General features: G+C 60.4%; 15 protein-coding genes. 8 read left to right on the top strand and 7 right to left on the bottom strand.

Annotation, left to right across the window (positions count from 1 at the left end):
• The first annotated feature begins 75 nt into the window (after positions 1 to 75).
• On the top strand, positions 76 to 654 hold the full coding sequence (locus HQ945_RS07115; protein ID WP_027230637.1) for a NifU family protein: 579 nt from the start codon (positions 76 to 78) through the stop codon (positions 652 to 654).
• A 53-nt stretch (positions 655 to 707) separates the two neighbouring features.
• On the opposite strand, the gene HQ945_RS07120 is transcribed toward HQ945_RS07115, so the two are convergent.
• The 3 genes from HQ945_RS07120 to xylF form a co-directional block, all read right to left on the bottom strand.
• Positions 708 to 1,487: an ATP-binding cassette domain-containing protein gene (locus tag HQ945_RS07120; protein WP_113281172.1), complete on the bottom strand. Its 780-nt coding sequence runs from the start codon at positions 1,485 to 1,487 to the stop codon at positions 708 to 710.
• 13 nt (positions 1,488 to 1,500) lie between these two features.
• Positions 1,501 to 2,820 (bottom strand): sugar ABC transporter permease, encoded by a 1,320-nt coding sequence (locus tag HQ945_RS07125; RefSeq protein WP_051614660.1) that lies wholly within the window; start codon positions 2,818 to 2,820, stop codon positions 1,501 to 1,503.
• Between the two features lie 83 nt (positions 2,821 to 2,903).
• Positions 2,904 to 3,947 carry a D-xylose ABC transporter substrate-binding protein gene (gene xylF, locus HQ945_RS07130; protein ID WP_027230640.1) on the bottom strand — a complete coding sequence of 348 codons (1,044 nt, stop codon included), beginning with the start codon at positions 3,945 to 3,947 and terminating at the stop codon, positions 2,904 to 2,906.
• Positions 3,948 to 4,160: 213 nt separating this feature from the next.
• Between xylF and HQ945_RS07135 the strand changes: the two genes are divergently transcribed.
• Genes HQ945_RS07135 through xylA form a run of 3 tightly spaced genes read left to right on the top strand, consistent with a single transcriptional unit; the run spans position 4,161 to position 8,192 of the window.
• Complete coding sequence (locus HQ945_RS07135; RefSeq protein ID WP_174207843.1) at positions 4,161 to 5,405, top strand: ROK family transcriptional regulator; 1,245 nt, start codon at positions 4,161 to 4,163, stop codon at positions 5,403 to 5,405.
• Positions 5,406 to 5,430: 25 nt separating this feature from the next.
• A complete protein-coding gene (gene xylB, locus HQ945_RS07140; protein ID WP_174207844.1) occupies positions 5,431 to 6,885 on the top strand; it encodes a xylulokinase in 1,455 nt (484 codons plus the stop codon).
• Positions 6,882 to 8,192 (top strand): xylose isomerase, encoded by a 1,311-nt coding sequence (gene xylA, locus HQ945_RS07145; protein WP_113281170.1) that lies wholly within the window; start codon positions 6,882 to 6,884, stop codon positions 8,190 to 8,192. Before xylB ends, xylA begins: the two co-directional genes overlap by 4 nt.
• 119 nt (positions 8,193 to 8,311) lie before the next feature.
• On the opposite strand, the gene HQ945_RS07150 is transcribed toward xylA, so the two are convergent.
• Positions 8,312 to 9,061: an SDR family NAD(P)-dependent oxidoreductase gene (locus HQ945_RS07150; protein WP_027230644.1), complete on the bottom strand. Its 750-nt coding sequence runs from the start codon at positions 9,059 to 9,061 to the stop codon at positions 8,312 to 8,314.
• A 120-nt stretch (positions 9,062 to 9,181) separates the two neighbouring features.
• On the opposite strand from HQ945_RS07150, the gene glpK reads away from it, so the two are divergent.
• Positions 9,182 to 10,672, top strand: a complete 1,491-nt coding sequence (gene glpK, locus HQ945_RS07155) for a glycerol kinase GlpK (RefSeq protein WP_113281197.1) — start codon at positions 9,182 to 9,184, stop codon at positions 10,670 to 10,672.
• A 45-nt stretch (positions 10,673 to 10,717) separates the two neighbouring features.
• Here glpK and HQ945_RS07160 read toward each other — a convergent pair whose 3' ends face one another.
• Positions 10,718 to 12,901: a transglycosylase domain-containing protein gene (locus tag HQ945_RS07160; RefSeq protein ID WP_091946906.1), complete on the bottom strand. Its 2,184-nt coding sequence runs from the start codon at positions 12,899 to 12,901 to the stop codon at positions 10,718 to 10,720.
• 180 nt (positions 12,902 to 13,081) lie between these two features.
• On the opposite strand from HQ945_RS07160, the gene HQ945_RS07165 reads away from it, so the two are divergent.
• A complete protein-coding gene (locus tag HQ945_RS07165; protein WP_155810823.1) occupies positions 13,082 to 13,240 on the top strand; it encodes a hypothetical protein in 159 nt (52 codons plus the stop codon).
• A gap of 345 nt (positions 13,241 to 13,585) precedes the next feature.
• Positions 13,586 to 14,701 (top strand): acyltransferase family protein, encoded by a 1,116-nt coding sequence (locus tag HQ945_RS07170; RefSeq protein WP_113281169.1) that lies wholly within the window; start codon positions 13,586 to 13,588, stop codon positions 14,699 to 14,701.
• A gap of 14 nt (positions 14,702 to 14,715) precedes the next feature.
• Here HQ945_RS07170 and HQ945_RS07175 read toward each other — a convergent pair whose 3' ends face one another.
• Positions 14,716 to 15,333: a ribonuclease D gene (locus tag HQ945_RS07175; protein WP_113281168.1), complete on the bottom strand. Its 618-nt coding sequence runs from the start codon at positions 15,331 to 15,333 to the stop codon at positions 14,716 to 14,718.
• Between the two features lie 17 nt (positions 15,334 to 15,350).
• Positions 15,351 to 16,739, bottom strand: a complete 1,389-nt coding sequence (locus tag HQ945_RS07180; protein WP_113281167.1) for a M20/M25/M40 family metallo-hydrolase — start codon at positions 16,737 to 16,739, stop codon at positions 15,351 to 15,353.
• A 479-nt stretch (positions 16,740 to 17,218) separates the two neighbouring features.
• Here HQ945_RS07180 and polA point away from each other — a divergent pair, with 479 nt between their 5' ends.
• Positions 17,219 to 20,170, top strand: a complete 2,952-nt coding sequence (polA, locus tag HQ945_RS07185; RefSeq protein ID WP_113281166.1) for a DNA polymerase I — start codon at positions 17,219 to 17,221, stop codon at positions 20,168 to 20,170.
• The last annotated feature ends 27 nt before the right edge of the window (positions 20,171 to 20,197 follow it).

Raw genomic sequence — 20,197 nt, forward strand, 5'->3', positions numbered from 1 at the left:
TCCTGACTTGAACAGTTGAGTTTTAAGGCCTATATCGCCTTTGAACAATTCTAAACTAGACACGCGAGATCCGTCATGTTTATCCAGACCGAAGCAACGCCCAATCCGGCGACCCTCAAGTTCCTGCCTGGGAAGGTGGTTCTCGACCAGGGGACGGCCGATTTCCGCGATGCTCAAAGCGCAGGCGCAGCCTCTCCGCTTGCCGGCAAGATCTTTGCAATCCCCGGCGTATCCGGTGTCTTCTTCGGCTATGACTTCGTCACCGTCACCAAGAACGACGGTCCGGAATGGCAACACCTGAAGCCGGCCATCCTCGGCGCCATCATGGAGCATTTCATGTCCGGAGCGCCGATCATGACGAGCGCCACGCAGGTTGCTGACGATGCTGAACGCGATTCCGAAGACGAGTTTTTCGACAGCGCCGACGCCGAAATCGTCGATACCATCAAGGAACTGCTTGAGACGCGCGTACGCCCGGCAGTTGCGCAGGACGGCGGCGACATCACCTTCCGCGGCTATGAGAACGGCACCGTTTTCCTCAATATGCGCGGTGCATGCTCCGGCTGCCCCTCATCCACGGCGACCCTGAAGCACGGCATCCAGAACCTGCTCAAGCATTTCGTACCGGAAGTCCAGCACGTCGAATCCGTCTGAGCTTTCACGCTTTAATGTAAAAGAGGCCGCTTCGAGCGGCCTTTTTATTACCTTTAGTTCACCGCGCCTGGCCCCGGAATCGCACCGGGTGGGCATTTGCCGAGAATGATCATGCCGAGGACTTCATCCTCGGTCACGTCGGTGACCTTCGCCGTGCCGACGACCTGACCATTCTTCATCACCGCCACACGATCGGCGAGGTGGAACACGTCGTGAATATCGTGGCTGATCAGGAAAATGCCGATACCCTCGCTCTTAAGCTGCTTGATGAGTTCCCCGACCTGCGCCGTCTCCTGCGGCCCCAGGGCCGCCGTCGGCTCATCCATGATGAGAATGCGGGCATTGAAGAGGATGGCGCGGGCAATCGCCACCGACTGGCGCTGGCCGCCTGAAAGCGCCTTGACCGGGTCCTTGAAGCGTTGGAACCGCGGATTGAGCCGGTCCATCACTTCGCGGGCGCTGTGCTCCATTGCCACATCGTCGAGCGTTCCCCATGGCGTCATCAACTCGCGGCCAAGGTAGAGATTGGCAGCCGTATCGACGTTGTCGGCAAGAGCCAGCGTCTGGTAGATCGTCTCGATGCCATAGGCCTTGGCATCGCGCGGATTGTTGATCGTCGCTTCCTCGCCATTGACACGGATTGTGCCACTGTCGCGCTTGTAGGCGCCGGAGAGCACCTTGATCAGCGTCGACTTGCCGGCGCCATTGTGGCCAAGCAGTGCCACGACTTCGCCCGGATACAGGTCGACCGAGGCGCCATCCACGGCGCGTATGCCGCCAAAGGCGATCGAGACGTTTTCGATATCGACGAGAGGGGTTTGTGCATCGGTCATGTTTCAATCTCCCTCAAGCGGTACGGCGGCGATAGATCGTGTCGAGCCAGACGGCAACGACGAGCACGATGCCGACAACGATATTCTGCAGCGGCGTTTCGAGACCGAGCATGACCATGCCCGAATTCAGCGACTGCATCAGCAGCGCGCCGATCATCGCGCCGGCAATGGTGCCGACGCCGCCGGCGAGCGAGGTTCCGCCGATGACAGCGGCCGCGATCGTCATCAGCTCATCGAGCGTGCCTTGCGCATTGGTGGCAGCGTTGAGGCGGGCGGTCGATATCGCGCCGGCGATGGCGCACAGAATGCCCATGATGATGAAGATTTTCATCGTCACCCAGCGTGTGTTGATGCCGGCAAGATCTGCGGCCTCCGGGTTGCCGCCCATGGCGAAAACGTAGCGGCCGAAACGCGTGCGCGTCGTCACGAAGGTCATGATGATGCCCGTTGCGACCGCGATCAGCACGGGGATGGCGATGCCATGCGGGATGAACAGGCCGCCATCCGGAATGGTGATGTTGTTGGCCTCGGCATATTTGCGGACGATACCGATCGGCCAATAGTAATGATTGGCGATCGAAACCGCACCGAGGACGAGAAAACAGGCGATCGCCGCCATAAAGGCCTCGGCCCAGACCGGACGGCGGGGAAAGTTGAAACGCTTGCGCTGGCGCCGGCCGTTGACGATCATGCCGACAATGGCAAGGCAGGCGACAATGCCGACAACCCAGCTCCAGGTCGCCCCGATCGACCCTTCCGGCCCGCCGCCCATGAGTCGGAAGGTTGAATCCATTGGTGCGACCGTGCGACCTGACGTGACCCACCAGGCAGCGCCGCGCCAGACGAGCAAGCCGCCCAGCGTAACGATGAAGGCGGGAACGCCGAGGAAGGCGATGACGAAGCCCTGAAAGCCGCCGATGAGCGCGCCGACGACGATGCCGAGCCCGAGCGCAATAACCCAGGTGAACGGCTGTTCGAAGCCGATCAGCTTCGGCAGGATTTCGGCCTGCGTCACGCCCATCACCATGCCGACAAACCCAAGCACCGAGCCTACGGAAAGATCGATATTGCGTGTGACGATGATAAGGACCATCCCGGTCGCCATGACCGCGATGGAAGAGGTCTGGACCGACAGGTTCCAAAGATTGCGCGGTGTCAGAAATTGGCCGTTGACGAGGCCGCCGGTTAAAAACTGGAAGGCAAGCCAGATGATGACGAGCGCTCCGATCATGCCGAGGAGGCGGGTATCGAGCTCGGTCGCCTTGAAGAACCTGGCAACGAGACCGAGTTCGGAAGCGCGAGCCCGGTCAAGACTGATGGCCGGATCACTCATGTTAATCTCCCAGTTTTATTTTCTTTTAGAACGCCGCCGATCCAGTGGACCAGCGGCGCTCAATTCTATCAGACTTGAAGGTGTTAGTTGCAGGCCGGTACCGAGCCAGCCTTCACGCCCTGGCAGACGACGTCCTTCGTTACCCAGCCGGCATCGATGACGACGCCGAGATTATCCTTGGTGACCGGAACGGGCGTCAGGAACACGGCGCTGACCTCGACCTTGTTGGCGCCGCCGGCAAACTTCTGAACGTTCGGGATCTCTTCCATCTTCTTGCCGTCGGCAAGAGCCGAAGCAATGCCGGCAGCCTGCTTGCCGAGTTCGCGGGAGTCCTTCCAGATCGTTACCGTCTGGGTGCCGAGGGCAACGCGGTTGAGCGCGGCAAAGTCGGCATCCTGGCCCGAGACCGGCACGGTGCCGGCAAGGCCCTGCGCCTGGAGAGCGGCAATGGCGCCGCCTGCGGTACCATCATTTGCCGCAACGACTGCGTCGACCTTGTTGTCGTTAGCGGTCAGGAACTGCTCCATGTTCTTCTGGGCATTGGCCGGCAGCCAGCCGTCGGTATAGGCTTCGCCGACATTCTTGATCTTGCCGCTGTCGATCGCTTCCTTCAGCACTTCCTGCGCGCCGGAAAAGAGGAAATCGGCATTCGGGTCAGCTGAAGAACCCTTGATGAAGACGTAGTTGCCTTCCGGCTTGACGGCGAAGACACCGCGCGCTTGCATGCGGCCGACTTCCTTGTTGTCGAAGGTGATGTAGAAGGCATCCTTGTTCTCGATGAGACGGTCATAGCCGACCACCGGAATACCTTCCGCAACCGCCTTTTCGACGGCCGGTCCGATGGCGCTCGAATCCTGTGCAAGGATGATCAGCGCGTTGGCGCCCTGCGAGATCAGGCTCTCGACATCGGTCAGCTGCTTGGCGGCAGAGGATTGCGCGTCGGCGGAAATGTACTTGTCGCCATTTGCCTCGAGCGCCTTCTTGATCGCTGCCTCGTCGGTCTTCCAACGCTCTTCCTGGAAATTCGACCAGGATACACCGACGATCTTGTCTTTGGCCAGAACGGGCCCCGCGAAAGAGACAGCAAGGACAGCAGCGCCCGCGAGAGCGGTTGCATATTTCTTCATGGTAATCCTCCCAGTGCACACAGCACGATGACTGATGAACGAGGGCCTACACCTCCGACCCGCGTCTAAACCTCTTTTATTTCGAGGCTCGAAAAAAATAGTGACTTAAAAGCATTTCCATGTCAACATGGATTTTGCTAGGCATAACCCATTGCAACGCAACAACATTTTTGCATTGCACAAAAAGTGGGTTATGGGGAGGAGTGGAATTTGTTGATCGATGAGATCGCGCGTCCCGACGATGTCAGGCGCCAGAATCGTAGACTTGCGCTGACGGCTTTGCGCCGTCACGGCCTCCTGTCGCGCACCGATATCGTGGCCCAGACCGGGCTCAGCCCCTCGACCGTTTCCGCCATCACGACCTCGCTGATTTCCGAGGGCATCATCATCGAAGCGCGCGAGGGCGACCTCGGTTCCAACCGGCGCGGGCGCCCGCAAATTGCCTTGGTGCTCAATCCAGACGTTGCGAGCGTGGTGACCGTGGAGCTCGCGCTTAACTTCGTCCATGCGGTTCTCTACGATTACAAGGGCCAGGTCGTCGCTGAAATTTCGGAGCGGGTGCCAACCCTTGAAATGTCGGCGGACGCGCTGTTTCAATCGATCTTCGCCATGCTGGACAGCCTCATCGATAAACGCCCTTCAGGGACCGGCCCGTTGATGCACATTTCCATGGGGGTCCAGGGCGTTACCGACGCCACGGGCGCCACCATGCTGTGGTCGCCGATCACGCCGGACACGAACATCGCCTTTGGCAAGGTCCTGTCGCGGCGTTATGGCGTGGATGCTTCGGTCGCCAATGATTGCAACATGATAGCCGAGGCGTTGCGCTGGACCGATCCGGAACACTACAGGGAGAATTTCGCAGCAATCCTGCTGTCGCATGGCATCGGCATGGGCCTCTATCTCAAGGGCAAGCCCTTCGTCGGGGCGCACTCTTCGGCTGCGGAGTTCGGGCACATGTTGCACATCCCTAAAGGCGCGCTGTGCCGATGTGGCCGGCGGGGTTGCATCGAAGCCTATGCCAGCGATTATGCCATATTGCGGACGATATCGGGCGAGAACGAATCCACCCCGCCGCCGCAGGATATAGATCCCTCGACGTTCGCGGCCGCCGCCGGCCGGGCCCGTACCGGTAACGGCGATGAGGGTGCGGCCTTCCGCAAGGCCGGCCAGGCGATCGGCGCAGGCCTTCGCAGCCTGTTTTCATTGATCGATCCCGTGCCGGTGGCATTGGTTGGACCCGGAGCCGGCGTATTTGACCTTATGGAAGAGGAATTGCGCGGCGTCATTTCCGGCAATTCCGGCTGGGGCGCGACGCAGGATCTCAGCATACGCTGTTATCCGGACGAACATCCGCTTATCGTACAAGGCTGCCTGATGACGTCCTTGCTTCACCTCGACACGCAAATCTTCGCGCCGGGCGACCTCAAGGACCCTCAATTGAAGCACGCCCTCTAACACCCAAGGAAGGAAGGAAGCCAGCATGTATCTCGGGCTCGACCTCGGCACATCCGGTGTCAAAGCACTTCTGATCGACGAGAACCAAAAGATCGTCGGCTCCGGCACGGGACATCTCGACGTTTCGCGCCCGCATTCAGGCTGGTCGGAACAGGACCCTTCGCACTGGATCCGGGCGACGGAAGACGCTGTTGCCGCGCTCAAGGCGAACCATGGCCGCGAACTCTCTGCCGTCAAGGGTATCGGCGTCTCCGGACAGATGCACGGCGCCACACTGCTCGATGTCGGCGATCAGGTGCTGCGGCCCTGCATCCTTTGGAACGACACCCGCAGCCACGCGGAAGCAGCCGAACTCGACGCCAACCCGAAATTCCGCAGCCTCAGCGGCAACATCGTCTTCCCCGGTTTCACCGCCCCGAAGATCGCCTGGGTTCGCAACAACGAGCCCGATATTTTTGCGCGGCTGCAGCGCGTTCTGTTGCCGAAGGATTATTTGCGCTTCTGGTTGACGGGCGAACATGTGTCCGAAATGTCCGACGCGGCCGGCACGTCCTGGCTCGATGTCGGCAAGCGCGCGTGGTCGCCGGAACTGCTTGCCGCAACCGGCCTCGATGAAAGCTACATGCCCTCGCTGGTCGAGGGAACCGAGGTGTCCGGCATCCTGAAGCCAGATGTTGCCGCGCGCTGGGGCATGGGCGACAAGGTGGTGGTAGCTGGCGGGGCCGGCGACAATGCGGCATCGGCCTGCGGCATGGGCACTGTCGGAGAAGGCCATGCCTTCGTTTCGCTCGGAACTTCCGGGGTGCTGTTTGCCGCCAACCGCGCCTATCTGCCAAACCCTGAAAGCGCCGTGCACACATTCTGCCATGCGCTGCCGGACACGTGGCACCAGATGGGCGTTATTCTTTCGGCGACCGACGCCCTGAACTGGTATGCCGGGATCGTTTCCCGCAAAGCCGCCGAACTCACGGACGAACTTGGAGCAGATCTGCGCACTCCATCGGGCGTGACGTTCCTGCCCTATCTTTCCGGCGAACGCACCCCGCTCAACGATTCAGCGATCCGCGGGTCGTTCCAGGGGCTCGAACATGCGAGCGACCGGGCAGTTCTGACGCAGGCCGTGCTCGAAGGTGTTGCCTTCGCCTTCCGCGATTGCCTTCATGCCCTGGCTGCCGCCGGCACCAGGCTTGAGCGCGTCACGGCTGTCGGCGGCGGATCGCGCTCCACCTACTGGCTGAAAGCCATCGCCACCGCGCTCAACATACCGGTCGACGTACCGGCGGATGGGGATTTCGGTGCGGCCTTTGGTGTTGCTCGCCTCGGGCTTATCGCTGCCGAAGGCGCTGACCCGCATGCCATCTGCGTCGCCCCCGCAACGGATACGACCATCGAACCGGACGCGAACCTGATCGGGGCCTTCGACGCGGCCTACAATCGCTATCACAACCTCTATCCAGCACTTAAGGGAGTTCAATCATGAGCAGCGGGTTTTTCGGAGATATCAAGCCAGTCAAATATGAGGGGCCGGACAGCAACAATCCGCTCGCCTACCGCTTTTACAATCCCGACGAGAAGGTCCTTGGCAAGCGCCTTGAGGACCATCTTCGCTTCGCCGTCGCCTACTGGCACTCCTTCGTCTGGCCAGGCGGCGATCCTTTCGGCGGTCAGACCTTCGAACGCCCCTGGTTCAACGACACCATGGAAGGCGCCAAACTGAAGGCCGACGTTGCCTTCGAAATGTTCTCTATCCTCGGCGCGCCCTATTTCTGCTTCCATGACGCGGATGTGCGTCCCGAAGGCGACACGATCAATGAGAGCAACAGCCGCCTGCACGAGATCGCCGACTATTTCGCCGGCAAGATGGAAAAGACCGGCACCAAATTGCTCTGGGGCACGGCCAACCTCTTTTCCAACCGCCGCTATATGTCGGGCGCAGCCACGAACCCCGATCCAGACGTCTTCGCCTATGCGGCAGCCACCGTCAAAAGCTGTATCGACGTGACGCAGAAGCTTGGCGGCGAAAACTACGTGCTATGGGGCGGACGCGAGGGCTATGAGACCCTGCTCAACACCGACATGAAGCGTGAACTCGACCAGATGGGCCGGTTTCTAAGCCTCGTCGTCGAATACAAACACAAGATCGGCTTCAAGGGCACGATCCTCATTGAACCCAAGCCACAGGAACCCACCAAGCACCAGTACGATTACGATGCGGCGACGGTCTACGGCTTCCTGAAGCGTTTCGGCCTGGAGAACGAAGTGAAGGTCAACCTCGAACAGGGCCACGCCATCCTTGCCGGCCATTCGTTCGAACATGAGCTGGCGACAGCGGCGGCGCTCGGCATATTCGGCTCCATCGACATGAACCGCAATGACTACCAGTCGGGCTGGGACACGGACCAGTTTCCGAACAATGTTCCGGAAATCGCGCTCGCCTACTACGAGGTGCTGAAGGCCGGCGGCTTCACCACAGGCGGCACGAATTTCGACGCCAAGCTGCGCCGCCAGTCGATAGACCCGCAGGATCTTCTGATCGCCCATATTGGCGGCATGGATACCTGCGCGCGTGGCCTCAAGGCAGCGGCAAAGATGATCGAGGACAAGGCGCTGACGAGCTTCGTCGACGATCGCTATGCCGGATGGTCGACGCCCGAGGCTAAGGCGATGCTCTCGGGCAAGGAATCGCTCGACGCGATCGCCAAACGGGTCGAGGACAAGAACATCCAGCCGCAGCCGCGCTCCGGCCGGCAGGAATATCTGGAAAATATCGTCAACCGCTACGTTTGACCGTTCGAAGCCTTCCGTACGGTTGGTCGCCGACAACACTGCGGTGCCCGCTCCCTCCCTCCCCCTTGTGGGGAGGGTCGGGGTGGCGATGAAACTTCCGCCGCCCCATCGTACCTGCGCTAAACGTGCTGGCCGCCGTTGATATGAATCTCGGATCCGGTCACATAAGATGAGGATTCAGTGCAGAGGAAATAGATCGTCTCGGCAACCTCGGCGGTCTTGCCAAGCCGGCGCAGCGGCAGTTGCTCGACGAGCTTATCCGTCCCCGGTGACAGGATGGCCGTGTCGATCTCGCCCGGCGCGATCGCGTTGACCCTTATGCCGTGCGGTCCGAAATCCGAAGCCATTTCACGCGTCAGCGAAGCAAGTGCGGCCTTCGACGTGGCATAGGCCGTACCAGCAAATGGATGGACGCGGCTGCCGGCAATCGACGTAACGTTAACCACTGAACCCTGGGCAGCCTCGAGTTCGTTGAACAGGCCGCGCGCGAGCATGATCGGCGCGAAGAAGTTGACCTGGAACACCGTCATCCACGTCTGCATCGGGGTAACGATCGAATCGAGCCGGTCGCCGGCACTGTTCTTCGGCGATATGCCGGCATTGTTGACGAGTGCGTTCAGCCTGCCGCCCTCGGCCGCGAGGCGGCTGCGGATCTCCGCGACAGCGTGATCGACGTCGGCAGGATCGGCAAGATCGACCTTGATATGGTCGTCAGGACCCGCAGGCCAAGGGCAGTTTTCGGAAAAATCCTGGCGCGAGCAAGTGATCACGCGCCAGCCGGCGCGCGAAAAGCGCTTGACAGTAGCGTGGCCGATACCGCGGCTTGCTCCGGTAAGGACAAGGACCTTGCGTGGCTCATCATTGGACATGGCGATACTCCGTTGCATCAGCCTTAGAGCAAGATCAGCCTAAATTCGAGGCTTATCATGTCGCAGCGATTGATCTGGCCCAACCAAGCAAATATCTTGGCGCCAAATCAGGGGGGAAGCATGAACGGATATGTTTTGGCCATCGACCAGGGCACGACTTCGAGTCGCGCCATCGTCTTCGATCACAATCGCCACGTGGTCGGCAAAAACCAGCAGGAATTCACCCAAATCTACCCGCAGTCGGGCTGGGTCGAGCATGATCCCGACGAAATCTGGCAGTCGGTGCTCAGCACATGCGAAGTCGCCATCGAAAACGCCAGGATTCAGGCCGGCGATGTCGCCGCCATCGGCATAACCAACCAGCGCGAGACAGTTATCGTCTGGGATCGAACGACCGGCAAACCGATCCATAACGCCATCGTCTGGCAGGACCGCCGGACGGCGTCATTGTGCCAGAAGCTGAAGAAGCAGGGGCTGGAGAAGACGTTCACGCGCAAGACCGGGCTGCTGCTCGACCCCTATTTTTCCGGCACCAAGCTCGCATGGCTGCTCGACAAGGTACCCGGTGCCCGCAAGCGCGCGGCCAATGGCGAGCTGTTGTTCGGCACCATCGACAGTTTCCTCATCTGGCGCTTGACCGGTGGCAAGGTGCACGCGACCGACGCCACCAATGCGTCGCGCACGCTGCTCTTCAATATCGCGACCAATGCGTGGGATGACGAGCTTCTTGAGATCCTGCGCATTCCGCGGGCGATGCTTCCTGAGGTGAAGGACTGCGCCGCCAACTACGGCGCTGCCGAAGCCTCGCTGCTCGGCGCGGCAATTCCGATCCTCGGCGTCGCCGGCGATCAGCACGCGGCGACCATTGGCCAGGCCTGTTTCGAACCCGGCATGTTCAAATCGACCTACGGAACCGGCTGCTTTGCCCTGCTCAACACCGGCAGCGATATGGTCCTTTCGAAGAACCGCCTGCTGACGACGATCGCCTACCGCCTCAACGGCAAGACCACCTATGCACTCGAAGGCTCGATCTTCATTGCCGGCGCGGCCGTCCAATGGTTGCGTGACGGCCTCAAGATCATCGGCTCGGCGCCGGAGACCGGCAAACTCGCCGATCACGCCGATCCGAGCCAGGACGTCTATCTTGTGCCGGCCTTCGTCGGGCTCGGCGCACCGTATTGGGATGCGGAAGCGCGCGGCGCGATCTATGGCCTCACGCGCAACAGCGGCCCGGCCGAGTTTGCCCGCGCGGCGCTTGAATCCGTCGCGTACCAGACCCGCGATCTTCTCGACGCCATGCGCAAGGACTGGAAGGCATCGGACAAAAAGACCGTGCTGCGCGTCGATGGCGGCATGGTCGCGTCAGACTGGACCATGCAGCGACTTGCTGACATCCTGGATGCACCCGTGGACCGGCCGGTAATCTTGGAAACGACAGCGCTTGGAGCCGCATGGCTCGCTGGATCGAAAGCAGGCATCTGGCCGAACCGGCGCGATTTCGCCAAGACCTGGGAACGCGAGACGCAGTTCACGCCGAAGATGGACGAGAAGACCCGCAAGGCGAAGATTGCGGGCTGGAAAACGGCCGTCAAGCGTACCTTGAGCCAGTAACTGTTCAGCGATGCTTGCGCGATGCAAAACCGCGCAAAACATCGATCAATTGCCCATGATCAGATCGAACAGGGTTGTCTTGCGCCCCTTGCCGCCACTCACACTGCCGGGCGGCACGGGATGGGTCGATCCAGTCTGATCTCCAAGGTCGGCTGGCGGCATCTGGCCTGCGGGATCGAGCTGGGCCGACGGCACGCCCTCGGCAGCGGGAACGCTGTCGCCCGATCCGGGAAGAACATCGTTGCCCTCGATGACCTGCTGATGCAGCTGATAATCGCCCGGAAGCTGCGCCACCGGCACACCCTTATGCGCGGCGACCATGAAATCTTTCCAGGCGATGGCAGGCAGCGAGCCGCCGGTGATCTTCTTGGTCGGCTTGCCGTCATCATTGCCGAACCATACGCCGGTGGTCAGGTTTGACGTATAGCCGATGAACCAGGCATCACGGAAATTCTGGCTTGTGCCGGTCTTGCCCGCCGCCGGCCAGCCGAACTTCGCCTTGGTGGCGGTTCCGCTGTCAACGGTCTGGCGCAACATGGCATTCATCATGCCGACATTGCGCTCATCGATAACGCGAGACGGCTGCGGACGCTTGAATTCGTAGAGCACCTTGCCCTCGTTGGTCGTCACGCGGCGGATGATGTGGATCGGCGCCTTGTAGCCGCCGTTGGCAAAGGGCACGAAGGAATCGGTGAGTTCGAGGAGGGTCACTTCGGACGTGCCGAGCGCGAGCGATGCATTGGCGGTAAGGTTCGATTCGATGCCGAGCCGATGCGCCGTCGACACCACCGTGCTCGGTCCAACTTCCATGACGAGCTGCGCCGACACCGAGTTCAGCGAGCGCGCCAGGGCTTCCGCCAGCGTCACCTTGCCGAAATACTTGCCGTTGAAGTTGCCTGGGGTCCAGTTGCCGATGCGGATAGGCGCGTCGTTGCGCACCGATTCCGGTGTAAATCCCTGCTCGAGGGCGGAGAGGTAAACGAAGGGCTTGAAGGCCGAGCCCGGCTGCCGCTTGGCCTCGCTGGCGCGGTCGAACTGGCTGTTGGCGTAGTCATAGCCGCCGATCAGCGCCCGCACGGCACCGGTGCCGTCGATCGAAACCATTGCGCCCTGCGACACATTGAGCTTTTCGCCGTTCTTGCTTATGAGGTCGCGAATCGACGCTTCGCCGAGCTTCTGCAAGCCGAGGTCGACAGTCGTATCGACGATGACATCGCTGCGCACATCGCCGATCAGGCCCGGCAATTCCTCCATGACGCGATCAGCGACATATTGCTCCGAGCCGCTCCAATAGGAGGCGGCCCGGGTGGCCGGCTGCTTCATGGCAAAGTTGAGCTCCTTGTCGCCGATCATGCCCTGTTCGCGCATGGCCGCGAGCACGAGCTGCGACCGCTCACGGGCGGCTTTCGGATCACGCGCCGGCGAAAGGCGTGACGGCGCCTTGAGGAGCCCGGCGATGAGCGCCGCCTCCGGCAGCGTCACCTCCTTGGCGGATTTGTTGAAATAGCGCCGGGACGCGGCCGCGACGCCATAGGAACCCGAGCCCAGATAGACCCGGTTCAAATACATTTCGAGGATTTGATCCTTGGTGTATTTGCGCTCCAGCCACAGCGCGAGCAGCACTTCCTGCACCTTGCGCTCGATGGTCCGGTCGGGCGTCAGGAACAGATTTTTGGCAAGCTGCTGGGTAATGGTGGAGCCGCCCTGCACAAGCCGCCCGGAAATCAGATTGGTTGCCATCGCGCGGGCAAACCCGATCGGATCGACGCCGAAATGCGAATAGAACCGCCGGTCCTCGATGGCGACGACGGCCTCGGGAATATAGGGCGACATGTCGTGCAGGCTGATGGCCTCGCCGCCGGAAGCGCCGCGATTGGCAATGAGATCGCCCTCGACCGAAACGATTTTCACGTTTGGCGGACGATCCGGGATGGCCCAGGTCGTCGTCTGCGGCATCTTCGCGGCAAAATAGATGACAGTGCCGGCAAGGCCGATACCGCCCCACAGGCAAAGAACCATCGACCAGTAGACCATACGGCGCAGGAGGCCGATGAAGCCGCCGCCACCTCCGCTACGACGCGTCTTGCGCCGCCTGGATGCGGCGGGCTTGCGCGTCGTCTTGCGTTTTGCCACTGGCCTGTCCTCCGGATCTGCGCGCAAATCGTCGCCCGAACGGCGATCCGAACCAAAGCGCGGTTCGATACGTTGCTTGCCCGTGCCGCGTGCCATGAATGAGTAGTCTCGCCCCGTATGCGTTCGAAGAATGATCCCGCGACCCGTTGCAGGGTAAATGCGGCGATTTAAGGTGCGGTTAAATTGTGCGTGATGTGGGAAAATCGCAGCCACGGGGTGGTTGAGAATGCTGTGGGCGATCGTTACGGTCGAGAAAGCATCACTCGGAGCATACACATGCGTCTTTTCATTCTGGCCGCACTTGGCATCCTGTTGAGCGGCTGTGGCGGCGGGGCTATCGAACGGCTAAACCCCAAGCCCGACGCGGAAGCGCAATACCGTCTTGGCGGTTGCCAGCTGCGCGGGCATGGCGTGTGCAAAGACCTTCCGCAATAGCTCCGTGGGCGCTCTAGAGAGAGCTTATAACTTGGTATCAAGCCCAGGTAGACCCTCTTCGCGATTTCCAAATAATGCCACGCGTAAAATATTATCTTGCGGCCCTTGAAAAGATTTGGGCCCGGTTCTATTTTAATTCTTGCGTAACGAGTGGTTCTCCTCCCATTTTTCGCTCGTTGCGTGTTCCCCTCTGGACGCATTAGCGTTCACAATTCGCCGGGCTCTTAGCCCGGCTCTTTTGTTTTTGGGGCTTATTGGCAATCAGCTTCTGCGCATCACCTGAATTTTATTTCGATTTTTGTTTTTTCCTATATGTAGGTGCCGGTTGGCTTGGGAAGAACATTCATGAATACTATTGAAAAGACGCGCGTCGATTGGGTCGATATTGCCAAGGGAATCTGCATCATCTTCGTTGTGATGATGCATTCGGTGCTCGGCGTCGAGAACGAGGCGGGCGCGCGCGGCTGGATGCATGCGGTTGTCGCCTTTGCCCAGCCCTTCCGCATGCCGGACTTTTTCATGATCTCCGGCCTTTTCCTCGGCCTTGTCATCGATCGCCCGTGGTTGCGCTATGCCGACCGCAAAATCGTGCATTTTGCCTATTTCTACGTGCTCTGGCTGACGATCCAGTTCCTGTTCAAGGCGCCGGGTATCGTTGCGGAAAGCGGCGGCGACGGCGCCATCTCCGCGTATCTTCTGTCCTTCATCCAGCCGTTTGGAACCTTGTGGTTCATCTATCTGCTGCCGTTATTCTTCGTCGTCACGCGCCTTATCAGACACGTGAATGTCTGGGTCGTGCTTATCATTGCTGCCGCTCTCGAGACGCTGCCGATTCACACCGGCTGGCTGGTCATCGATGAATTCTGCAGCCGCTACGTCTATTTCTTTGCAGGCTACGCCTTCGCGCCTGTCATCTTCCGTCTTGCCGCCTGGCTGCGTGGGCGTCCGGCAATGGCGCTCGGCGTGCTCGGCGTCTGGGCGCTCGTCAATGGCTGGCTCGTCTTTCATCCGGCAACGCAACCATTCGCAGCGTGGATCCCGGAAGAATCCTATACGTCCGGCGGCCTTGGCGGCTGGAGCAGCGTACCGATAATCTCGCTCGCCGCCGGCTTTGCCGGGGCCCTCGCCATCGTATCGGTTTCGGCACTGCTCGCCAGATTGGGCGCTTCGCAAGCCTGGCTCGTCAAACCGCTGCGCTGGCTCGGCGCGCACTCGATCGTCGTTTACCTCGCCTTCTTCCTGCCGATGGCGCTTGCCCGCACGATCCTGTTGAAGCTTGGCATCATCACCGATATCGGCACGATTTCGCTCCTCACCGTGATTTGCGGCGTGATCGGCCCGGTCATCCTCTATGGATTGATCCAGTGGACCGGCTACGGGCAATTCCTGTTCAAGCGGCCGCAATGGGCCCATATCGACCGCGCCCCCGCCCCACGTGAGGCGATGGCTTCGGCCGAATAGAACTGCAGCTTTACTTAGCTATGGGCGAAAATATCCTGCTCGTCCCAACCCATGAGGTCGAGCTTGGCGCGGGTCGGCAGGAATTCGAAGCAGGCTGCCGCCTCTTCCGCCCGCCCGTCGCGCACGAGACGGTGCTGCAGGATCGTGCGCAACCGATGCAGGTAGAGCACATCGGACGCAGCATATTCCAATTGGGCATGTGACAAATCCGGCGCCGCCCAATCGGACGATTGCTGCTGTTTTGACAGGTTGACCTCGAGCAGTTCGCTGCACAGGTCCTTGAGGCCGTGCCGATCCGTATAGGTGCGCGACAGCCGCGATGCGATCTTGGTGCAGTATACGGGTTTTGGCATCACGCCGAAGGTATGGAACAGCACCGCAAGATCAAACCGGCCGTAGTGGAAAATCTTGGTAATGGCATCGTCGCCCAGAATCTTGACAAGATTCGGCGCCGTCTTCTGGTCCCGGTCGATCTGGATGACGTCGGCCGACCCGTCCCCGGGTGATATCTGCACGACACACAGGCGGTCGCGATGCGGATTGAGGCCCAGCGTCTCCGTATCTATGGCAACCGCATCGACCTGGTAGCGGCTGAGATCGGGAAGGTCGTTGCGGTGAAAGCGAATTGTCATCGGCCTGTCTCTTTCATTTAGCGGGCCAGCGCATCGAGGATGCGCGCCCAGGACCTCTGTCCCTTGTGGAACGAGGTGAGTTCGTATTTTTCGTTGGGGGAGTGAATTCGGTCATCCTCCAGGCCGTAGCCAACGAGCAGGGAATCCATGCCCAGCATGCGCTGGAAATCGCCGACGATCGGGATGGATCCGCCCATGGCGATGAGTACTGCCGGCTTCGGCCATTCGTCGCTCAGCGCATTCTTCGCCTTGGTCAAAAGCGGTGATTCATAGGCAAGCTGGATTGCCGGCGAGCCGCCATGCTCGTGGAACTCCACCGTGCAGTCGGCGGGGATCCGCTCGCGGACAAAAGCGCGGAAGGCCTCGCGGATCTTCGCCGGATCCTGCTTGTGAACGAGGCGGAACGACACCTTCGCCGACGCTTCCGCCGCAATCACGGTCTTGAAGCCGGCGCCGGTATAGCCTCCGGTAATGCCATTGATTTCGGCCGTTGGGCGCGCCCATACGAGTTCGAGGACCGAGCGGCCCTTTTCGCCGGAAGGGATCGAAAGACCGACCGGTCCGAGGAAGTTTTCCGGCGTGGTGCCAAGACCTTTCCACATCTGCAGGATCTGCGTCGGTGTTTCTTCGACGCCGTCATAAAAGCCGGGGACAGTCACCGCGCCGTTCTCATCGTGCAGATCGGCGAGCGCCTTCGCAAGAATGTGAATCGGATTGGCGGCGACGCCGCCGAACATGCCGGAGTGGAGATCACGATCGGCCGCCTTGACGGTGATGTTTTCGCCGACGAGGCCGCGCAGCCCAACCGAGATGGCCGGCGTTTCCACGTTCCACATGCCCGTGTCGCAGACCAGCGCGAAATCCGCCTTGAGCTCATCCTTGTGGGCCGTCAGGAAGGGCTTCAACGAAGGCGAGCCGGATTCTTCCTCGCCTTCGAAGAGGATCGACACCCTCACCGGCAGCTGGCCGTGCACTTGGTTGTAAGCGCGGCATGCCTCGACGAAGGTCATCAGCTGGCCCTTATCGTCGGATGTTCCGCGGCCCGTCAGTATCTTGCGGCCATTGCCGGCATCCTTGATCGCCGGGTCAAAGGGATCGTTTTCCCAAAGCTCCAACGGATCGACGGGCTGCACATCGTAGTGGCCGTAAAACAGCACGTGGGGCGCATCAGCGCCTGGACCATCGTGATGCGCGACGACCATCGGGTGCCCCGGCGTATCGCGCACGCTCGCGTCAAAGCCTATGGATTTGAGGTCGGCGACGAGCCACTCCGCCGCCTTGCGGCATTCATCCTTATAGGCCGGATCCGTGGAGATCGACTTGATGCGCAACAGGTCGAAAAGCCGCTCCAGACTGTTGTCGAGATTGTTATCAAGTGCGTTCAAGACGGGTTCGAGAGCTGGCATGGCATTTCCTGATTATCTGTGGACCGGGACTCGTAGAGGGAGTTCTTATTAGCGCATTTTATCAGGAGGGGCACAAAAAACTGGCCATCCGGAAGGCCAAAAAGAAATGGTCGCCGTGGCGGGGGGACCACAGGCGACCAGATCACTACACTCATTTGCGGTCAACCCTGGAGAGGGGGATGTGGTTGGCCCGCAGTCCGGGGTCAGGCGGGGGACGAGCCTTAAATCCGGACATCGATCTAACGTCGACACCCTGAATTTGGGAGGCAAACCGTGGCAATTCAAGGGCACGGAAGATTACATCTTTGTAACAAACGTGTGATGATCTGGTGAGCCGGCCCAGGCCCCGCTGGATGCCCTTGCTGGCTGTGGAAAGAACCGCACTCCTGTCAGGATGCGTCAGGTGCCTCCGGATCTTTCGTTGAAAGAAATCGCCATGTCATTCCATTTTTGAGGATCATCATTTAATCCTATCGCCCATGAAAAAAGGTGATCATCTCTTCCTCGTCGACGGCTCCGGCTACATCTTCCGGGCCTATCATGCTCTCCCTCCCCTGACGCGCAAATCCGACGGCCTTCCCGTTGGCGCGGTAGCGGGCTTCTGCAACATGTTGTGGAAGCTGTTGCGAGAGGCGCGCGACACATCGGTGCGCGATACCCCGACACATTTTGCCGTCATCTTCGACTATTCCTCGCACACCTTCCGCAAGGAAATCTATCCGGAATACAAGGCCAACCGTTCGGCGCCGCCGGAGGACCTCATTCCGCAGTTCGGTCTCATCCGCCAAGCGACCAAGGCCTTCAACCTGCCGTGCATCGAAATGAACGGCTACGAGGCCGATGACCTCATCGCCACCTATGCGCGCATGGCCGAGGAAGCCGGCGCCGAAGTCACCATCATTTCGTCGGACAAGGATCTGATGCAGCTCGTGACGCCGAACGTGTCCATGTATGACAGCATGAAGGACAAGCAGATCGGCATCCCGGACGTTGTCGAAAAGTGGGGCGTGCCACCGGAGAAAATGATCGACCTCCAGGCGCTGACCGGCGATTCGACCGACAATGTGCCGGGCATACCAGGCATTGGGCCAAAGACGGCCGCGCAACTGCTGGAAGAGTTCGGCGATCTCGATACGCTCCTGGCGCGCGCGGGGGACATCAAGCAGCAGAAGCGCCGCGAAAACATCATCGAGCACGCCGAGCAGGCGCGCATTTCGCGCCAGCTCGTCACGCTGAAAAAGGACACGCCCGTCGAGGTCGGGCTTGAGGAATTCGGTCTCGAGCCGCAGGACGGAAAGAAACTCATCGCTTTCCTCAAGGCGATGGAATTCAACGCGCTGACGCGCCGCGCCGCGGAAGCGACTGGCGTGGACGCCAGCTCGATTGCCCCCGCCCAATTGAAAATCGAAGCGGTTGCCGAAGCCCATGGCCCGGATCTCGACGTCGAGGCTGGAGATTTCGAGCCCGTAGAGATCAAGTCGCCGTCGGCGGTATCGCCCACGGCGCGGTCGGGTATGGAGAATTTCACGGCAACGCCGGCTGACCTGGTCAAGTCGCGCACCGACGAGGCGCTTGCGGCGCGCTTCGACAGGAGCGCCTATGTTACCATCCGCGATGTCGCGACCTTGCAGGTCTGGATCGACGAGGCCATGACCTCAGGCATCATCGCCTTCGATACCGAAACGAATTCACCTGATCCCATGCAGGCCGATGTCGTGGGCATTTCGTTGGCAACGCGTCCGGGCCGTGCTGCCTATATACCGATCAACCATAAATCCGGCGACGGCGATCTTCTTGGCGGCGGACTGGTCGAGCGGCAGATACCCGAGCAGGAGGTGTTTGCCAGGCTGAAGCCACTCCTCGAAGACCGTTCTGTTCTGAAGATCGCGCATGGGATGAAGTATGGATGGCTGATCATGCATCGCCATGGCATCGACCTTCACCCGCTCGACGACACGATGCTTATTTCCTACGTGCTCGACGCCGGCGAGGGCAGCCATTCGATGGATGCGCTGTGCGATCGCTGGCTCGGTCACAAGCCCATGGCCTACAAGGAGTTGATCGGCTCTGGTAAGTCATCGGTTACATTCGACAAGGTGCCGATCGAGCGCGCCGCCGAATATGCAGGCGAGGATGCCGATGTGACCTTAAGGCTGTGGCGTCTTTTGAAGCCGCGCCTTGCCGCCGATAGTATCGCTTCCGTCTACGAACGTCTGGAGCGGCCGCTCATTCCAGTGCTTGCACGCATGGAAGAGCGCGGCATTTCGGTCGACCGGCAAATCCTTTCCCGCCTCTCCGGCGATTTTGCGCAGACGGCGGCGGCGATCGAAGACGATATCTACAAGCTCGCAGGCGAGCGGATCAATATTGGCTCGCCCAAGCAGATGGGCGATATCCTTTTCGGCAAGATGGGCCTTCCCGGCGGCACCAAGACCAAGACCGGCCAATGGTCGACTACGGCGCAATTGCTCGAGGAACTGGCTGCAGAAGGCCACGAACTCCCCCGCAAGATTGTCGATTGGCGCCAGCTGACGAAACTCAAGTCGACCTATACGGACGCCCTCCCCGGTTATATCCATCCGCGCACCAGGCGCGTCCACACATCCTATGCGCTTGCCGCGACATCGACAGGCCGCCTTTCCTCATCCGAGCCGAACCTGCAGAATATTCCGGTGCGGACGGCTGAAGGCCGCAAGATACGCACCGCCTTCATTGCAGAGCCCGGCAACAAGCTGATTTCAGCCGACTACAGCCAGATCGAATTGCGCGTGCTCGCACATGTTGCGGAAATTCCGCAGCTTACCCAGGCCTTTGCGGATGGCATCGACATCCACGCAATGACCGCTTCGGAAATGTTCGGCGTTCCGGTCAAGGACATGCCGGCGGAAGTGCGCCGCCGCGCCAAGGCGATCAATTTCGGCATCATCTACGGCATTTCCGCCTTCGGTCTTGCCAACCAGTTGTCGATCCCGCGCGAGGAAGCCGGCCAATATATCCGCACCTATTTCGAGCGATTTCCCGGAATCAGGGACTATATGGAATCGACCAAGGCCTTTGCCCGCCAATACGGCTATGTGGAGACGATCTTCGGACGCCGCGCGCATTATCCCGAAATCCGCTCGTCGAATCCGCAGCACCGCGCCTTCAACGAGCGCGCCGCTATCAATGCACCGATACAAGGATCGGCTGCCGATATCATCCGCCGCGCCATGGTGCGGATGGAATCCGCGCTTGAAGAAGCCAAGCTTTCAGCGCGGATGCTGCTGCAGGTGCACGACGAACTGATCTTCGAAACCGCGGAAGCGGAGGTCGAGGCGACGATACCGGTGATCCGCGATGTGATGGAGAATGCGGCAATGCCTGCCGTCTCGCTGTCCGTGCCGCTCAAGGTCGATGCGCGCGCGGCACACAATTGGGATGAAGCGCATTAGAGCGCTGCCTGCCTGGAAAGAATTTCG

It is taken from the genome of Phyllobacterium pellucidum, assembly GCF_013327855.1.
GTDB classification, from domain to species: domain Bacteria; phylum Pseudomonadota; class Alphaproteobacteria; order Rhizobiales; family Rhizobiaceae; genus Phyllobacterium; species Phyllobacterium pellucidum.

What these genes read in the sequence shown, in the direction of transcription:
- HQ945_RS07175 (WP_113281168.1), bottom strand. Translation starts at nt 15,333, where the DNA reads ATGACAATTCGCTTTCACCGCAACGACCTTCCCGATCTCAGCCGCTAC.
- HQ945_RS07160 (WP_091946906.1), bottom strand. Translation starts at nt 12,901, where the DNA reads ATGGCACGCGGCACGGGCAAGCAACGTATCGAACCGCGCTTTGGTTCG.
- xylB (WP_174207844.1), top strand. Translation starts at nt 5,431, where the DNA reads ATGTATCTCGGGCTCGACCTCGGCACATCCGGTGTCAAAGCACTTCTG.
- HQ945_RS07165 (WP_155810823.1), top strand. Translation starts at nt 13,082, where the DNA reads ATGCGTCTTTTCATTCTGGCCGCACTTGGCATCCTGTTGAGCGGCTGT.
- HQ945_RS07150 (WP_027230644.1), bottom strand. Translation starts at nt 9,061, where the DNA reads ATGTCCAATGATGAGCCACGCAAGGTCCTTGTCCTTACCGGAGCAAGC.
- polA (WP_113281166.1), top strand. Translation starts at nt 17,219, where the DNA reads ATGAAAAAAGGTGATCATCTCTTCCTCGTCGACGGCTCCGGCTACATC.
- HQ945_RS07125 (WP_051614660.1), bottom strand. Translation starts at nt 2,820, where the DNA reads ATGAGTGATCCGGCCATCAGTCTTGACCGGGCTCGCGCTTCCGAACTC.
- HQ945_RS07115 (WP_027230637.1), top strand. Translation starts at nt 76, where the DNA reads ATGTTTATCCAGACCGAAGCAACGCCCAATCCGGCGACCCTCAAGTTC.
- xylA (WP_113281170.1), top strand. Translation starts at nt 6,882, where the DNA reads ATGAGCAGCGGGTTTTTCGGAGATATCAAGCCAGTCAAATATGAGGGG.
- HQ945_RS07170 (WP_113281169.1), top strand. Translation starts at nt 13,586, where the DNA reads ATGAATACTATTGAAAAGACGCGCGTCGATTGGGTCGATATTGCCAAG.
- glpK (WP_113281197.1), top strand. Translation starts at nt 9,182, where the DNA reads ATGAACGGATATGTTTTGGCCATCGACCAGGGCACGACTTCGAGTCGC.
- HQ945_RS07120 (WP_113281172.1), bottom strand. Translation starts at nt 1,487, where the DNA reads ATGACCGATGCACAAACCCCTCTCGTCGATATCGAAAACGTCTCGATC.
- HQ945_RS07180 (WP_113281167.1), bottom strand. Translation starts at nt 16,739, where the DNA reads ATGCCAGCTCTCGAACCCGTCTTGAACGCACTTGATAACAATCTCGAC.
- xylF (WP_027230640.1), bottom strand. Translation starts at nt 3,947, where the DNA reads ATGAAGAAATATGCAACCGCTCTCGCGGGCGCTGCTGTCCTTGCTGTC.